This window comes from Hungatella sp. (genome assembly GCF_046966825.1).
Genome location: NZ_JBKVCZ010000049.1, coordinates 27,925 through 44,433 on the forward strand (window position 1 = coordinate 27,925; position 16,509 = coordinate 44,433).

A 16,509-nucleotide genomic window follows, 5' to 3' on the forward strand; every position below is an offset into this window, starting at 1 on the left:
TACCAATGGATAAAAGGGGGAAGTATTGTGCCTGAGACAACAAAGAAGAAGACAACATCCAAGACGACAGCAAAAAAAGGTACTAACGGGAAGGTCGGAAGACCGAAAAATACGACAAGCAGGCGGAAAGCGGCGGAACCAGAACCAGAATTTATCCGGTCAGAAGTTATCATCATCATATCATTTGCGGCTGCGGCCATTCTTTTTTTGAGCAATTTCCATCTGTGCGGAGTGGTGGGAGATTTCCTTCGCAGTCTGCAATTGGGTATATTCGGAGGAATCGGATACGTGGCGCCGGTCCTGATGTTTGCCGGAACGTGCTTTTATATCTCCAACCGGGGAAATCCCAGAGCAACATTTAAACTGGCGGCGGTGATACTGGCGCTTATTTCACTCTGCGGACTCGGCGAACTCCTGTTTGGGACAAGGCTGGGCGCCGGCGGAAAGATCATGGATATCTATGTGACAGCCGCGGCCAGTGGAAAGGGCGGAGGTCTGATCGGCGGCCTTCTGGCGGAAGGCCTGATCTCCATTATCGGAACCGTAGGCGCTTATCTGGTGATCCTGGTGCTGATTATCATCTCCGCGGTATGCATTACGGAGAAATCCTTTGTGAACCTCGTAAAGAGCGGCAGCGGCAAGGCATACCACCATGCAAAGGAAAACATGGATATTCAGAGAGAGATCCATGCGGAACGCAAGGAGGAACGGCGGAGAATCCGCGAGGAGCAGAAGCTGCGGGGCGTTAATTTAGATGCGACGAAGCTGGAGGCGCCGGACGAGTACGACTATGATATGGAAGACGAGGCCGCATACAGCGCGGAGGCGGAAGAGGACATTGATGTCCACGCAAGGCGGCTTGCCGCAGTGTCTGCCGTGGAAGTGACGGAGAACAGGAAGAATGCGGCTCCGGAGGTACGGCCGAATCCGGCGGATATTTTCCGCGGCAGCATTTTCCCGAAGCCGGGTGAGGCGGAAGCCGCAGCAGAGGAACGAAAGCGCGGCGAAAACATGGGAGCAGCCGGCGCGTTCCAGACGGCTGCTCAGGCAGTGGATGCGGATCTGCCGCACGTCTATTCTGCCAGTGAGGATTCCGTTCCGTTCGATGCCGATGACGCCGTTCCGTTTGTGACGGAAGACCTTTGGGAGAGTACCGCCCACCTGCGTTCGGCAGAAAGTGACGCCGGGGCATTTGACGAGTCTGACGATTACGGAACGTCGGAGACATTATTTGTTAAAAAAGAAACGAAAACGCTGGAAGAGATGGAGGTCGCCCGGGAAGAGCTGTATCCCACCGACGAGGACGACAAGGGCGTTAATTACAGCGACACCTTCTCCATACCGGAGGAACCGAAACGCGTCGTTACCGCTTCCGGCAAGGTGATCGAGACCGATACGGAAGCGCTTCAGAAGAAGGTCGAAAAAAAGAAGGCCGAGAAGGCCGAGAAAGAGAAAGAGGAAGCTGGAGATCTTTGCGTGGTCCAGGAGATCAAACAGAAGGAGGAAGTGGTGAAGAAGGAGTACGTCTTCCCCCCTGTCACACTTCTGAAAAAAGGAAAGAGCTCCGGCCCGTTCTCTGATAAGGAATACCGGGAAACCGCTATCAAGCTGCAGCAGACACTGCAGAATTTTGGTGTGGGCGTAACTGTGACCAATATCAGCTGCGGTCCCTCGGTCACGCGGTATGAGCTCCATCCGGAGCAGGGCGTGAAGGTGAGCCGGATCGTGGGACTGGCTGACGACATCAAGCTGAGTCTGGCGGCCGCGGATATCCGTATCGAAGCCCCGATTCCGGGGAAATCGGCGGTCGGCATCGAGGTGCCGAACAAAGAGAACAACATGGTATACTTAAGGGATATTCTGGAGGCGGAGGAGTTTAAGAATCATGCGTCCAGGATTGCCTTTGCAGTGGGCAAGGACATCGGCGGCCAGGTCGTGGTAACCGATATCGGAAAGATGCCCCATTTACTGATCGCAGGCGCTACCGGTTCCGGTAAGTCCGTCTGTATCAACACCCTGATCATGAGTATTATCTATAAGGCGGACCCCGAGGACGTCAAGCTGATCATGGTGGATCCGAAGGTGGTGGAGTTAAGCGTCTACAACGGTATTCCGCACCTCCTTCTCCCTGTGGTCACGGATCCGAAGAAGGCCTCAGGAGCGCTTAACTGGGCGGTGGCCGAGATGGATGACCGCTATAAGAAATTTGCCCAGTATAATGTCCGGGATTTAAAGGGATATAATGCGAAGGTTGAGAATATTAAAGATATAGAGGATGAAAACAAACCGAAGAAGATGCCGCAGATCATCATCATCATCGACGAGCTTGCGGATCTGATGATGGTTGCACCGGGCGAGGTGGAGGATTCCGTCTGCCGTCTGGCCCAGCTTGCGCGAGCCGCGGGGATACATCTGGTAATCGCGACCCAGCGTCCGTCGGTTAACGTCATCACCGGCCTGATCAAGACCAACGTGCCTTCCAGAATCGCATTTGCCGTTTCTTCCGGCGTGGATTCCAGGACGATCATCGACATGAACGGGGCGGAGAAGCTTCTTGGAAAGGGCGATATGCTGTTCTATCCATCCGGCTGTCCGAAGCCTGTGCGTGTGCAGGGCGCCTTTGTATCGGATACAGAGGTCTCCGCAGTCGTGGATTTCCTGACAGAACAGGGAATGACAGCGAATTACAACCCGGAAGTGGAGAATCAGATTGCATCAGCACCGGCGGCCGGCGACGCAAAGGGCGGCGGAAATGACCGGGATGAATATTTCGTTCAGGCAGGTAAATTTATTATTGAAAAGGATAAGGCATCCATCGGAATGCTTCAGAGGATGTTCAAAATCGGATTCAACCGGGCGGCCCGCATTATGGACCAGCTGGCGGAGGCCGGCGTGGTCGGTGAAGAGGAGGGCACGAAGCCCAGAAAAGTGCTGATGAGTGCAGAGGAATTTGAGGAATTGCTGGAACAGGGTTATTAATTACATAGAAGGAGGACATTCACAGATGAAAACAGATATTGAGATCGCACAGGAGGCAACGATGATTCCGATTAAGGAGGTAGCGGCTTCCTACGGAATCAGTGAGGAGGATCTGGAACTTTACGGCAAGTATAAGGCAAAACTGACCGATGAGCTCTGGGAAGAGGTGAAGGACAGACCGGATGGAAAACTGGTTCTGGTTACGGCCATCAACCCGACTCCGGCCGGAGAAGGAAAGACCACGACCACGGTCGGACTGGGCGAAGCGTTTGGAAAGATGGACAAAAAGGCCATCATCGCGCTGCGTGAGCCGTCCTTAGGACCGTGCTTCGGCATCAAAGGCGGCGCCGCCGGCGGCGGATACGCCCAGGTTGTGCCGATGGAGGACTTAAACCTTCATTTTACCGGAGATTTCCACGCTATCACCTCGGCGAATAACTTATTAGCCGCGCTTCTGGACAATCACATCCATCAGGGCAATGCTCTGGGAATCGATACCCGTCAGATTCTGTGGAAACGCTGCCTCGACATGAACGACCGCGCCTTAAGAAACGTGGTAGTGGGTCTGGGCGCGAAAGCGGACGGATTCGTGAGGGAAGACCATTTTGTCATCACCGTCGCATCTGAGATCATGGCGATCTTATGTCTGGCCGATGATATGAACGACTTAAAAGAACGATTAGGAAGAATTATTGTCGCATATAATTATGCGGGAGAGCCGGTGACGGCCGCCCAGTTAAACGCGGTGGGCGCCATGGCTGCCCTGCTGAAGGACGCCTTAAAGCCGAATCTGATCCAGACCCTGGAGCACACCGGAGCGATCGTACACGGCGGCCCATTTGCCAATATCGCTCACGGCTGCAACAGCGTGCGCGCCACGAAGACGGCCTTAAAGCTGGCCGATATCGTCGTGACGGAGGCGGGCTTCGGCGCGGATTTGGGCGCAGAGAAATTCCTGGATATCAAATGCCGTATGGCGGGCTTAAAGCCGGATGCCATCGTGCTGGTGGCTACGGTCAGGGCTCTCAAGTATAACGGAGGCGTTCCGAAGGATCAGCTGAAGGAAGAGAATTTAGAGGCTCTTGCAAGAGGAATCGTGAACCTGGAGAAGCACATCGAAAACATGCAGAAGTACGATGTGCCGGTTATCGTGACCCTCAATTCCTTCATCACGGATACCGAAGCGGAATACCAGTTCGTGAAGAAATTCTGTGAGGACAGAGGCTGCGAGTTCGCACTTTCCGAGGTATGGGAAAAGGGCGGAGAAGGCGGTATCGCCCTTGCGGAGAAGGTGCTCTATACATTGGAAAACAAGGAGAGCCATTACAAACCGCTCTATCCGGACGAAGCCGGATTAAAGGAGAAGATCGCAGCCGTAGCGAAGGAAATCTACGGAGCGGACGGCGTATCCTATGCACCGGCGGCTTCGAAGGCGTTAAAAAAGATAGAGGATATGGGATTTGGCGGACTTCCTGTCTGCATGGCGAAGACCCAGTATTCCTTATCGGATGACCAGACGAAATTAGGCCGTCCAAGCGGTTTTGAAATTAATGTGAGAGACGCCTATGTATCGGCAGGCGCCGGCTTCGTGGTAGTGCTGACCGGAGCAATCATGACCATGCCGGGGCTTCCAAAGGTACCGGCGGCTAATAATATTGACGTAAATAACGACGGAGTAATCACCGGATTATTCTGATGGAGGATCTATGAAATTCAGAGAGTGGCTTGAAGAGCTGGAATATGACGTAATTTCTGGGGATTTGGACATCGAAGTGGAGGATGTCATCTATGATTCCAGGAAAGCCAGGGAGCATGTGGTGTTTGTGTGCACAAAGGGAACGAAGGTCGATTCCCACGAGTTTATTCCGGAGGTGGTGAAGGCGGGGGTAAGGGTCCTGGTGGTGGAACGCCAGGCCGATATTCCTGCCGGTGTGACCGCGATCCGTGTACATAGTTCCAGGGAGGCGCTGGCGCATCTGTCCGCCGCCCGGTTCGGCTATCCGCAGGAGAAGATGATCACCATCGGGGTGACAGGGACGAAAGGGAAGACGACAACGACCCATATGATAAAGGCGATTCTGGAAAGCTGTGGGAAGAAGGTGGGCATGATCGGCACGACCGGTATTGTGATCGGCAGTGAGGTGACGCCTACCATGAACACGACGCCGGAATCCTACCAGCTTTTTGAGAGCTTTGAACGCATGGCGCAGGCCGGATGTGAATACATGGTGATGGAGGTATCATCCCAGGCGTTCAAGATGCACCGTGTGGATGGCATCCGTTTTGATTACGGCCTGTTTACCAACATTTCTCCGGATCATATCGGACCGGATGAGCACGCAGATTTTAATGAATATTTATATTATAAATCACAGCTGCTGGACCGCTGCCGGATCGGCATTGTGAACCGGGATGACGAGCATTACCACGAGATTATCAAAGATGCCTCCTGCGAACTGACCTCCTTCAGCCTGGAGCAGGAAGCGGATTTCATGGCAAAGCAGATTCACTACGTGAGCGAGCCGGAATTTGTGGGGCTTGAATTCAATGTGTCGGGGCGGTATGCGCTGGAGGCCCGGGTGAATATACCCGGCAGATTCAATGTATATAACGCGCTGGCAGCCATCAGCGTATGCAGCTTTTTAGACCTTCCCAGGGAAAAAGTGCGCCATGCGCTGGAGCATCTGAGCGTTAACGGGCGCATGGAGATCGTGTATGCGTCGAAGAAGTGCACGGTGATTGTGGACTATGCCCACAATGCGGTCAGCATGGAGAGCCTTTTGGAAACGTTGCGTGAGTATCACCCGGCAAGGCTTGTCTGCGTGTTCGGATGCGGAGGAAACCGCTCGAAGGACAGACGGTATTCCATGGGCGACAGTGCCGGAAGGCTGGCCGACTTCTCCATATTGACGGCTGATAATTCCAGATTTGAGAAGACTGAGGATATCATCGCGGATATCCGCTCCTCGATCGAAAAGACCGGCGGTGACTTTATTGAGATTCCGGACCGGCGTGAAGCGATCGCCTACAGCATGATCCACGCCAGACAGGGAGATATGATTGCGGTTATCGGCAAGGGACACGAGGATTATCAGGAAGTGAACGGCGTCCGCCACCATTTTTCCGACCGGGAAGTGGTGCTGGAGATTGCGGCAGAATTGGAAAAAAGCGAATAGAGTGATGAAATAAAGTGAATAGAGTGATGAAAAAAAGATGCCGGAAGTGGTGATCCCTTCCGGCATTTGCTGGGGTATGCCAGATTCAGGCACACTCTAAGTGAAGACAGGAAGGAAGACAGGAAGATGGAACATATCACGGTTAAGGAAATTCTGGAGGCCACTGGGGGAAGGCTGCTCTGCGGAAGTACGGATACGCCGCTTGACCATTTAAGCATCGATTCCCGGACCATGAAAGGTAATGATTTATTCGTTCCCCTGGTGGGAGAAAAGGTGGATGCCCACCGCTTTATCGGGCAGGCGTTTGATAACGGTGCGGCGGCGACATTTACGAGTGAACACGACGTGATGGATGATAACCGGCCATGGATCCGTGTGGCTGATACAAAGAGGGCATTACAGGCCCTGGGCGCCTGGTACAGACGCCGCCTGAATCTTCCTCTGGTGGGAATCACCGGCAGTGTGGGCAAGACGACGACGAGGGAGATGGTGGCCTGCGCCCTGTCTGCCAAATACCGCGTCTACAAGACTCCGGCGAATCACAACAGCCAGGTCGGCGTTCCGATCACCATGACGGAGATCTCCAGTCAGGACGAGATCGGCGTGATCGAACTGGGGATGAGTGAACCGGGAGAACTGACGATTATTGCGAACATCGCCCAGATTCAGATGGCGGTTATCACCAATATCGGAATCACCCACATCGAACAGCTGGGATCCCAGGAAAATATCTACCGGGAGAAGCTGAGCATTCAGGACGGTCTGACGGAGAATGGAATTCTGTTCCTGAACGGAGACGACGATCTCTTAAAGAAGACGACGGCGAGAGAAGGCTTCCAAACCATCTACTACGGAACCGGAGAAAACTGTCATTACCGCGCAGTCGATGTCCATCTGGAAAATGGCTATCCGGTATTTACGGCGGTATGCGGGGAAGAGCGTGTACCGGTCCGTTTGAAGGTGATGGGAAGCCATAACGTGGCAAACGCCATGGTGTCGCTGGCGGTGGCCTCCGTCTGCGGAATTCCGATGAGAGACGCCGCAGAGCGGCTGGCGGAATTTACCGGATTTAAGAACCGGCAGCAGATTTACCATGTGGGCGGCATGACGATCATTGATGATACCTATAATGCCAGTCCTGTATCCATGAAGGCCGGCCTGGAGGTATTAAATTCCATCGAAGGTTCGAGAGCCCGGGTGGCCGTCCTGGCGGATATGAAGGAGCTGGGGCCGGATTCCCCGAGGTTCCACTATGAAATCGGGACTTATATCGCCGAAAATCCCGTCGATAAGCTGGCTGTTCTCGGAGAACTGGCCAGAGAAATCGCGCGCGGCGTCAGGGAACAGGCGCCCGAGATCCGCGTCTACGAGTTTATGGACCGGGAGTCCTTGATTGGATGGCTGAAAACGGAACTCAGAGAAGGGGATACGGTGCTTTTTAAAGGCTCCAACAGCATGGAACTGGGAAAAGTGGCCGCTGTATTTTTGGAAAAACAGACAACGGAAAACGGAGTATAGATATGGACAGAGAGGCAGTGATCAGACAATTTTTTCAGGATGTGATCAAGCAGAATGAGGCCGGATTGAAGCGGTGGTTCCGGGAAGATGCCGTGATCCGGTGGTACTGTACCAACGAGCAGTTTACAGTTTCGGAATATATCCGGGCGAACTGTGAATATCCGGGCCGCTGGGAAGGAAACATAGAACGTATGGAGCAGAAGGAGGATACCGCGGTTACCGCCGCCAGAGTCTGGTGCACGGAAGACGGCACTTCCTTTCACGCAGTCTCCTTTTACCGGTTCGATGGGGAGAAAATCGCATCTCTGGAGGAATACTGGGGAGACGACGGTCCGGCCCCCGGATGGCGGCTGGAGAAAAAATTAGGCCGGCCGATTGATGAGAACCGGTGAGTACAGCCGGAACGGTAATACCGGAAACTGGCAGAGGAAAAATCTGATAAAAGGCGGCATGATATGAAACAGGTGGCATTTTATAAAAAGGCAGATGACGAGCTGCTTCAGTTTGCAGTAATCGCTGCGAAATATCAGGGCCGGTGGGTACTCTGCAAGCATAAAGAGCGCAGCACATGGGAGTTCCCCGGCGGACACCGGGAAGCGGGAGAGACGATAGAAGCCGCAGCGGTGCGGGAGCTGTACGAGGAAACGGGAGCCGCGGAGTACCGGATGGTTCCGGTTTCTGTATATTCTGTGACTGACCAGGCACAGTCCGGAGAGAAGCAGGCGGAATCTTTTGGGATGCTGTTTTCTGCGGAGATCAGCCGTTTTGACCAGCTTCCGCCCACGTTTGAGATGGAAAAAATTGAGTGTTTCGAGAAGCCGCCGGATAACTGGACCTATCCGGAGATTCAGCCATTGCTTTTTCAACATCTGCGTCAGGCCGCTGGGAAAACGATGATCTGTGCGGAAAAGACGGAAAGTCTTCTGTACAGAAGGGCAGGAAGCCATGACAGAGAGCTTCTGACCAGGCTGCGGCTGGAGGTGCTGCGCGCCGCCAACGGCCTTGAGGAAGACGTGGATCTGTCCCGGACAGAGCTGGAATCACGCTGCTATTACGAGACGTGTTTTCTGGAAGACAGTCACGCCGCATGGCTGGTCTTTGACGGGGAAGAGGTGGTTGGAACGGGAGCCGTCAGCTTTTACCAGGTGATGCCCACTTACCATAATCCTTCCGGGAAAAAGGCATATATTATGAACATGTACACCCATCCGGACTACAGACGGCGGGGGATCGCGTACAGGGTGCTGGAGCTGCTGACGGCGGAAGCAGAGATGAGACAGATTGATGCTGTCACGCTGGAAGCCACTGCTGCGGGACGGCCGCTTTATGAAGCCTTCGGATTCACTGCGATGCGGGATGAGATGGAGCTTCTGGGCGGAAATAAATTCAGAGACACAGGAAAGGAGAAAATAATATGGGGAAAATGGCCGTATTGATTGTTGATGTACAGAAAGCACTGGTGGAGGCACATCCATACAGGGAAGAGGAGTTTTTACAGGAACTGGAGAATCTGGCGGATAGCGCGCGGAAGGCCGGAACTGAAATTATCTATGTCAGACACGACGGCGGTGCAGGCGACAAGCTGGAGAGCGGAACGGAAGGCTGGAAGATTCATGAGGCGGTGGAACCGAAAACGGGAGAACGGATTTTTGATAAGAGCTTCAACAGTGCGTTCCTGGAGACTGATCTGGAGGAGTATTTAAAGGAAAAACAGATTACCGACCTGATTCTCATGGGTATGCAGACGGAATACTGTATCGATGCCACCTGTAAGGCCGCCTTCGAACTGGGGTACGGCGTGGTGATACCGACAGGCGCCACGACCACGTATGACAACGAGTTCATGTCCGGGGAAGCGACTGTGAGGTTTTATGAAGAGAAAATCTGGGCCGGCCGATTTGCCGATCTGATGCCTGCGGAAGCGGTGCTGGGTCTGCTGGGCTGCTGACCGCGGCAGCCGCCGGATGGACATGCCGGCATGCCCGTCCGGCTCACTGACCGCAGAAATAATAATGACAGGATGGGAAGGAAGAGATGGAAGAACAGACACTTGCAGAACTGCTGTATGATTCTGCATTTTCCGTGAAAAAACAGAGGAAGGAGCGCTCGGAGGAGCAGAAGATCTGGGCCTCCTTCTTAGAGCTGCTGAACCAGGAACTGGACGCTTCCGGATGCGGGGCAAAGGCGGAGACTTACACTGAGTCTGAGCCGTACCGGCAGGCCTGCGGATACCACCGGGACTACGGATACTTTATGGTTTCCTGCGGCGACCGGGGCTCCAGCTCCATCACGATCCTGGAGGAAGAGGCGGAGGCGGCGAAAAACCGTTTTCTGGCTTTGATAATTGAAAAAAAGGCGTATGAATGGGTAGTGAAGGTCTCAGAGCAGGAAGAGGCCATCTGGAAGTACCACTGCCGGTATGACTACCGCAGACTGTGGTTCGGAAAGGCTCTGGAGTGGCTGGCGCCGGCTGTGGACTGGGCGTTTTTTGCACAGTGCGCCGAGCGGTACATCGAACTGCTGAACCGCTGGTTTGCGCGTCCCCACTGGGAGTACGACTACCAGATCAGCCGTATCATTGAGATCAGTGAATCGAGGGAGTATTCGGATTCCAAATATCTGTACCGCATCGAACCGGCAAAAGAGCCGGACCATTCCAGAATCCGGCTGGAGCCGCAATTTATGGAAGACGGAGATAGCAGCGGCGCTTTTTCGTTTGAAATCGAAGGGGAAGCGCTGGATATGCGGCGGCTGGAAGAGGAAGTCCTTGTCCTTATGGATCGGGAAGAAGACAACATAGATGCATACTCGCTGGAAGGCAGATTTCTGTGGAATATCGGAGAAAAGCTGCCGGTTCACCGCCGCTATGATAACCTTTACGAGGATATCTGCGGCTAAGAAGGGAAACATGAAATTATGAAGATACTGGTTCTTGGCGGCACACGTTTTTTCGGAGTTAATCTGGTGAATACACTGCTTTTACAGGGGCATGAGGTTGCCGTGGCGACCCGGGGAAATGCAAAACCGCGTTTTATCGCCCCGGTGGAAGAAATCCGGGTGGACCGCATCCGGGAGGAATCCATGCGCGCTGCATTTTCCGGTAGAGAATTCGATGTGGTATATGATGATCTGGCCTACTGCTCCAATGACGTAAAAACTGCGCTTGAGACAGTCCGGTGCAGGCGATATATCATGGTTTCCTCCATCTCGGTTTATGAACTGAAGGAAAATACGAGAGAGACGGATTATGATCCGTACCGGGAAACGCTCATCTGGGGTGGGCGGAGTGCATTCGATTACGGAACGGGAAAGAGGCAGGCGGAAGCGGCTCTGGTGCAGGTATTTCCGGAACAGGAGTCCGTGATGGTGCGTTTCCCCGTGGTTCTTGGAAGGGATGATTACACGGAACGTCTCCGGTTTTACGCTGTCCACACGGCGAAGGGGATTGCCATGCAGGTGGAAAATGAAAACTGTCCCGTAAGCTTCATTTCCGCGGAGGAATGCGGCCGTTTCCTGGCGTTTCTGGCCGATTCATCCTTAGAAGGCCCTGTGAATGCGGCTGCGTCGGGGACGATCACCATCGGAGAGATCATCCGCTATACGGAAGAAAAGACGGGGAAGAAGGCAGTCCTGTCCACAGAGGGGGAAGAAGCTCCTTACAATGGATTTCCGGGATTTTCCATAAATACGGAGAAGGCGGAAGGCGCAGGGTATCATTTTTCCGGCCTTGACACCTGGATTTATCGGCTTCTGGACTTCTATGGGGAGATGGAAGGGTAATCCGGCGTTGACTTTTCTTCCTTAGAATCCTATAATTAGTAACGTACAAACCCGACTTGCTTCGATATGATGCGCCAAAGTCGGGTCATTTCATTTCGAAACGGCAGCGATTCGGATGTGCAGACTGCCGCACGGCTGAATCAATACAAGCGTGGTAACGGTTCAGACATTCGCCGTCTGAACTGTTGCCAAAATTAAGAAGACAGGAAGTTGACGCAATGACAAAACGATTTGCCCAGATCATCATCGATATTTCTCATGAGAAAGTGGACCGCACCTTTGATTACAGAATCCCGCCTCAGCTTGAGGACCGGATTTCCGTAGGCGTTTTGGTGAAGATTCCGTTTGGAAAGGGAAATTCTCTGAGGAAGGGCTATGTGGTCGGCATCACGGACCACGCGGATTATGATGCGGATAAGATAAAAGAGATCGCCGGTATCGTGGAAGGCAGTGTTTCCGCGGAGTCGCAGCTGATTATGCTGGCGTGGTGGCTGAAGGAGCAGTACGGTTCCACCATGAACCAGGCATTAAAGACGGTGCTCCCGGTGAAACAGAAGGTGAAGCCGAAGGAGAAGAAGGTCCTGCGCCTCCTGATCCCGGAAGAACAGCTGGAGGCGGTGACGGCGGAGGCGGAAAAAAAGAGCTATAAGGCGAGAGTGCGGCTCTTCAAGGCATTGAAGGAGAACCCTTTGATCCCGTATGAGGTGGCGTCAGGCCAGATGAACTTATCGGCGGCAACCTTAAAGCCGTTGATTGAAAAAGGCTATGTGGCATTGGAATCGGAGGAAATCTTCCGGAATCCCGTAAAGGACGCGGGCAGCAGAGTGAAGGCTGTGGACTTAAACGGGGAGCAGCAGGCGGTTGTAGATGCATTCTGCGAGGATTATGAAGCGGGAAAACGGGAGACATATCTGATCCACGGCATTACTGGAAGCGGCAAGACCGAGGTCTATATGGAGATGATTTCCAGAGTCATAAGTGAGGGAAAGCAGGTTATCGTCCTTATTCCCGAGATCGCGCTTACCTACCAGACGGTCATGCGATTCTACGGCCGGTTCGGAAACCGGGTTTCCATTATCAATTCCAGATTGTCGGCGGGGGAACGGTACGATCAGTTTGAGCGGGCCAGAGGCGGCGATATCGATATTATGATTGGTCCGCGCTCCGCGCTGTTTACCCCGTTTTCCAGGCTGGGACTGATTATCATAGATGAAGAGCATGAAGGCGCCTATAAGAGCGAGGTAGTACCCCGGTACCATGCGAGGGAGGTGGCGGTAAAACGGGCGCAGATGCAGAACGCTTCCGTGGTTCTGGGATCGGCGACGCCCTCTCTGGAGGCGTACACGAAGGCGCTTCGCGGTGAATACCGGCTGTTCAGCCTGCATACCAGAGCCAAGGCGGACAGCCGGCTGGCCGATGTGGCTGTCGTGGATCTGCGGGAAGAGTTAAAGGCTGGGAATAAGTCCATTTTCAGCAGACGGCTTCAGCAGATGATCGGTGACCGTCTGGAGAAAAAGGAACAGATCATGATGTTCATCAACAGGAGGGGCTATGCCAACTTTGTGTCCTGCCGTTCCTGCGGAGAGGCCATCAAGTGTCCCCACTGTGATGTGACGCTGACGCTTCATAAGGACAACCGTCTGGTGTGCCATTACTGCGGCTATTCGATTCCCATGCCGGATAAATGTCCCAGCTGCGGTTCTCCATACATCGCCAATTTCGGAGTAGGAACCCAGAAAATTGAGATGATGACAAAGAAGATGTTTCCGCAGGCCAGGGTCTTGCGCATGGATCTCGATACGACTTCAAAAAAGGGCGGCCATGAGGAGATCCTGTCGGCCTTTGCGGAGGGGGACGCCGATATTCTGATCGGAACCCAGATGATCGTAAAGGGCCACGACTTTCCCGATGTCACCCTGGTGGGAGTGCTGGCGGCTGATTTATCGCTGTACACACCGGATTACCGGGCTGCCGAGCGGACCTTTCAGCTGCTCACCCAGGCCGCAGGCCGTGCAGGGCGTGACGCGAGGCATGGTGATGTCATAATTCAGACATACAATCCGGAGCACTACAGCATTGTCACGGCCGCAGAGCAGGATTATGAAACCTTCTACCATCAGGAGATGGCCTATCGCCGTCTGATGAAGTATCCGCCGGTCAATGTGCTGTTCACCGTACAGATGGCATCGAAATCAGAGGCAGCGTTGGTGGAGGCAGCGGACCGCCTCGCAGCCCATATAACGCCCCAGGCAGACGAGGAAAAAGTCCAGATGATAGGGCCAGTAGACGCCTCCGTTTACAAAATTAATGATATATATAGAAAAATTTTATATTTGAAACAGGAAAATTATGATATACTAATTAAAATCAGGGATAATATCGACTGCTTCCAACAGGAGAAGTCAGAGATATTTAAAGGGGTTGTGGTACAGTATGATTTTTCATGAGCAGTGCAAAAAGTGGCATTAAGATATTTTCGTTGTGCTCGCACATAAGAAAATATCTTAGTGACACTTTTTATAGGGCGAAGCCCGTCACCGAACGGGAGCGTAGCGGACGTGAGGTGGTGCACTGCGGACTCCCGGGACGCACAATCAAACTTTAAAAAATGAGAGGATAAACAACAATGGCAATCAGAAAAATAAGAACAATCGGAGACGATATTTTAAGAAAACACTGCAAGCCGGTAAAAGAATTAACGCCGCGCCTCCAGGATTTAATTGAAGATATGTTCGAAACCATGTACGAAGCCTGTGGCGTAGGCCTTGCAGCCCCCCAGGTAGGCGTGCTGAAGCAGATCGTGGTGATCGACGTAGAGGACGGGAACCAGTACGTACTCATCAATCCGGTCATCATCGAGACGAGCGGAAGCCAGACAGGCAGCGAGGGCTGCTTAAGCGTACCGGGAAAATCCGGTGTCGTTACCCGTCCTGACCACGTTAAGGTAAAGGCGTTTGACTGCGAGATGAAGGAATTCGAACTGGTTGGAGAAGGTCTCCTGGCGCGTGCCATCTGTCACGAATGCGACCATTTAAGCGGCGATCTCTTCGTCGACAAGGTGGAAGGCGAGCTGACCGATGTGGACCAGGAAGAGGATGAGACAGAGGAAGGTGAAGAGTAAAATGCGGATCGTATTTATGGGAACGCCCGATTTTTCCGTACCGGCCTTAACGGCGCTGGTGGAAGCGGGCCATGATGTGATTGCGGTGGTGACCCAGCCGGATAAGCCAAAAGGACGTGGGAAATTAGTCCAGATGACTCCCGTTAAAGAAAAGGCTTTAGAGTATGGGATTCCCGTTTACCAGCCGGTGAAGGCGAGGGATCCGGAATTCGTCAGTCTGTTAAAGGAGATGAAGCCTGACGCCATGGTTGTGGCGGCCTTCGGCCAGCTTCTTCCAAAGACCATCCTCGATATTCCCAAATATGGCTGTGTGAACATCCACGCCTCCCTGCTTCCCAAGTACCGCGGCGCCGCTCCGATTCAGTTCGCGGTGATCAACGGGGAATCCGTCAGCGGAATCACCACCATGATGATGGCGCCGACACTGGATACGGGAGATATCCTGGATCAGGAGTCCGTTGCTCTCGATGAGAAAGAGACGGGCGGAAGTCTCCACGATAAGCTGAGCGCGATCGGAGGACGTCTGATTATAAAAACGCTGAAGAAGCTGGAAGACGGAACCGCCGTGCGGACTGTGCAGGACGAAGAAAAGATGACTTACTTTGGAATGCTTAAGAAATCCATGGGAGATATCGACTGGAATCAGGACGCGGCTTCTATCGAGCGTCTGATCCGTGGATTAAACCCGTGGCCCAGTGCTTACACGAGCTGGGAAGGAAAGACGATCAAGCTCTGGGAGGCCGATGCACTGGAAGAAGAGTACGAGGGAGCCTGCGGTCAGGTTGTGAAAACAGGAAAAGACTGTCTGTATGTAAAAACAGGAAAAGGAACACTTGCGGTGAAGGAACTGCAGCTTCAGGGAAAGAAGCGTATGGATACCGGCGCGTTTCTGCGCGGATACCAGATTGCAGAAGGAACCGTTTTCGAAAGGAGCGTCTGATTCATGTATTATGGCGGCTTAATGGGATACTATTTTGATCCCACATGGATTCTTGTAATTATAGGTGCGGTGCTGTCTATGGCAGCATCCGCAAAGGTGAACAGCACATTCAACAAATATTCAAAGGTCAGGAGCATGACGGGAATGACAGGGGAGGACGCGGCAAAGCGCCTCTTAAACTCCCAGGGTATCTACGATGTGACCGTCCGTCCCGTAAAGGGACAGTTGACAGACCACTACGATCCGAGGACGAAGACCGTTAATTTATCGGAGTCGGTATTCCATTCCACCTCTGTGGCGGCAATCGGCGTGGCGGCTCACGAGTGCGGCCATGCCATGCAGGACAACGTGGGATACGTTCCCCTTAAGCTGCGCGGAGCGATCGTTCCGGTGGCCAATATCGGCTCCCAGGCGGCATTTCCGCTTATTATTATCGGTGTGCTGATCGGCGGTATGGGATCGCCTCTCGTGAATATCGGCCTGATTCTCTTTTCGCTGGCCGTTATTTTCCAGCTCATCACCCTTCCTGTGGAGCTCAATGCCTCCAGGAGAGCGATCACGCTGCTCGACCAGGTCGGTATACTTGGCGGCCAGGAAGTAAATCAGACGAGAAGGGTGCTGGGCGCCGCGGCGCTCACGTACGTGGCCGCGCTGGCTGCTTCCGTGCTCCAGCTGCTCCGTCTCGTGATTCTATTTGGAGGACGCAGAGACAATGACTAACGGAAACAGCAGCCGGGAAATCATCCTGGATATACTGCTCGAGATCCTGGAAAAGGGCGGTTACAGCCATATCGTGCTGGGCCAGGCGCTGAGCAAATACCAGTATCTTGACAAACAGGAGCGGGCCTTTATCTCCCGCACCGTGGAAGGTACTGTGGAATACACCCTTCAGCTGGATTACGTCATTAATTCTTACTCCAGCGTAAAAGTAAAAAAGATGAAACCGGACATCCGCACTCTGCTGCGGATGTCCGTTTATCAGATTCTCTATATGG

The 16,509-nt window shown here is 53.2% G+C and carries 14 protein-coding genes; all 14 read left to right on the forward strand.

Translation table 11 applies throughout. From position 1 onward, the window contains the following. Positions 1-27 precede the first annotated feature (27 nt). Positions 28-2,979: a DNA translocase FtsK 4TM domain-containing protein gene (locus ACLTD4_RS16170; protein WP_412331418.1), complete on the forward strand. Its 2,952-nt coding sequence runs from the start codon at positions 28-30 to the stop codon at positions 2,977-2,979. Positions 2,980-3,004: 25 nt separating this feature from the next. Next, a complete protein-coding gene (locus ACLTD4_RS16175) occupies positions 3,005-4,675 on the forward strand; it encodes a formate--tetrahydrofolate ligase (RefSeq protein ID WP_055652862.1) in 1,671 nt (556 codons plus the stop codon). Between the two features lie 10 nt (positions 4,676-4,685). After that, complete coding sequence (locus ACLTD4_RS16180) at positions 4,686-6,155, forward strand: UDP-N-acetylmuramoyl-L-alanyl-D-glutamate--2,6-diaminopimelate ligase (RefSeq protein WP_117620631.1); 1,470 nt, start codon at positions 4,686-4,688, stop codon at positions 6,153-6,155. 126 nt (positions 6,156-6,281) lie between these two features. Further along, a complete protein-coding gene (locus ACLTD4_RS16185; RefSeq protein ID WP_117620632.1) occupies positions 6,282-7,673 on the forward strand; it encodes a UDP-N-acetylmuramoyl-tripeptide--D-alanyl-D-alanine ligase in 1,392 nt (463 codons plus the stop codon). A 2-nt stretch (positions 7,674-7,675) separates the two neighbouring features. Further along, positions 7,676-8,065 (forward strand): nuclear transport factor 2 family protein, encoded by a 390-nt coding sequence (locus ACLTD4_RS16190; RefSeq protein ID WP_055652859.1) that lies wholly within the window; start codon positions 7,676-7,678, stop codon positions 8,063-8,065. Positions 8,066-8,128: 63 nt separating this feature from the next. After that, positions 8,129-9,109 (forward strand): GNAT family N-acetyltransferase, encoded by a 981-nt coding sequence (locus ACLTD4_RS16195; RefSeq protein ID WP_117620633.1) that lies wholly within the window; start codon positions 8,129-8,131, stop codon positions 9,107-9,109. Then, on the forward strand, positions 9,088-9,621 hold the full coding sequence (locus ACLTD4_RS16200) for a cysteine hydrolase family protein (protein WP_117620634.1): 534 nt from the start codon (positions 9,088-9,090) through the stop codon (positions 9,619-9,621). The genes ACLTD4_RS16195 and ACLTD4_RS16200 overlap by 22 nt, the downstream gene beginning before the upstream one ends. Positions 9,622-9,707: 86 nt before the next feature. After that, positions 9,708-10,571 (forward strand): cytosolic protein, encoded by an 864-nt coding sequence (locus ACLTD4_RS16205; RefSeq protein ID WP_117620635.1) that lies wholly within the window; start codon positions 9,708-9,710, stop codon positions 10,569-10,571. Between the two features lie 18 nt (positions 10,572-10,589). Next, on the forward strand, positions 10,590-11,453 hold the full coding sequence (locus tag ACLTD4_RS16210; RefSeq protein ID WP_412331419.1) for an NAD-dependent epimerase/dehydratase family protein: 864 nt from the start codon (positions 10,590-10,592) through the stop codon (positions 11,451-11,453). A gap of 218 nt (positions 11,454-11,671) precedes the next feature. After that, positions 11,672-13,900, forward strand: coding sequence for a primosomal protein N' (gene priA / locus ACLTD4_RS16215; RefSeq protein WP_412331420.1), 2,229 nt, complete (start codon positions 11,672-11,674; stop codon positions 13,898-13,900). 179 nt (positions 13,901-14,079) lie between these two features. Beyond that, positions 14,080-14,574 carry a peptide deformylase gene (def, locus tag ACLTD4_RS16220; RefSeq protein WP_025529292.1) on the forward strand — a complete coding sequence of 165 codons (495 nt, stop codon included), beginning with the start codon at positions 14,080-14,082 and terminating at the stop codon, positions 14,572-14,574. Between the two features lies 1 nt (position 14,575). Beyond that, positions 14,576-15,514 (forward strand): methionyl-tRNA formyltransferase, encoded by a 939-nt coding sequence (gene fmt / locus ACLTD4_RS16225; RefSeq protein WP_055652854.1) that lies wholly within the window; start codon positions 14,576-14,578, stop codon positions 15,512-15,514. A 3-nt stretch (positions 15,515-15,517) separates the two neighbouring features. After that, complete coding sequence (locus tag ACLTD4_RS16230) at positions 15,518-16,234, forward strand: zinc metallopeptidase (protein ID WP_117620637.1); 717 nt, start codon at positions 15,518-15,520, stop codon at positions 16,232-16,234. After that, positions 16,227-16,509, forward strand: a 283-nt coding sequence (locus ACLTD4_RS16235) for a transcription antitermination factor NusB (RefSeq protein WP_412331421.1), incomplete at its 3' end; no start/stop codon positions are given. The genes ACLTD4_RS16230 and ACLTD4_RS16235, both read left to right, overlap by 8 nt.

Bases quoted from the DNA above. Each gene is read 5' to 3' on its own strand.
- ACLTD4_RS16230 (WP_117620637.1), top strand. From the start codon at position 15,518: ATGTATTATGGCGGCTTAATGGGATACTATTTTGATCCCACATGGATT.
- priA (WP_412331420.1), top strand. From the start codon at position 11,672: ATGACAAAACGATTTGCCCAGATCATCATCGATATTTCTCATGAGAAA.
- ACLTD4_RS16190 (WP_055652859.1), top strand. From the start codon at position 7,676: ATGGACAGAGAGGCAGTGATCAGACAATTTTTTCAGGATGTGATCAAG.
- def (WP_025529292.1), top strand. From the start codon at position 14,080: ATGGCAATCAGAAAAATAAGAACAATCGGAGACGATATTTTAAGAAAA.
- ACLTD4_RS16210 (WP_412331419.1), top strand. From the start codon at position 10,590: ATGAAGATACTGGTTCTTGGCGGCACACGTTTTTTCGGAGTTAATCTG.
- ACLTD4_RS16205 (WP_117620635.1), top strand. From the start codon at position 9,708: ATGGAAGAACAGACACTTGCAGAACTGCTGTATGATTCTGCATTTTCC.
- ACLTD4_RS16185 (WP_117620632.1), top strand. From the start codon at position 6,282: ATGGAACATATCACGGTTAAGGAAATTCTGGAGGCCACTGGGGGAAGG.
- ACLTD4_RS16175 (WP_055652862.1), top strand. From the start codon at position 3,005: ATGAAAACAGATATTGAGATCGCACAGGAGGCAACGATGATTCCGATT.
- ACLTD4_RS16180 (WP_117620631.1), top strand. From the start codon at position 4,686: ATGAAATTCAGAGAGTGGCTTGAAGAGCTGGAATATGACGTAATTTCT.
- ACLTD4_RS16195 (WP_117620633.1), top strand. From the start codon at position 8,129: ATGAAACAGGTGGCATTTTATAAAAAGGCAGATGACGAGCTGCTTCAG.
- fmt (WP_055652854.1), top strand. From the start codon at position 14,576: ATGCGGATCGTATTTATGGGAACGCCCGATTTTTCCGTACCGGCCTTA.
- ACLTD4_RS16200 (WP_117620634.1), top strand. From the start codon at position 9,088: ATGGGGAAAATGGCCGTATTGATTGTTGATGTACAGAAAGCACTGGTG.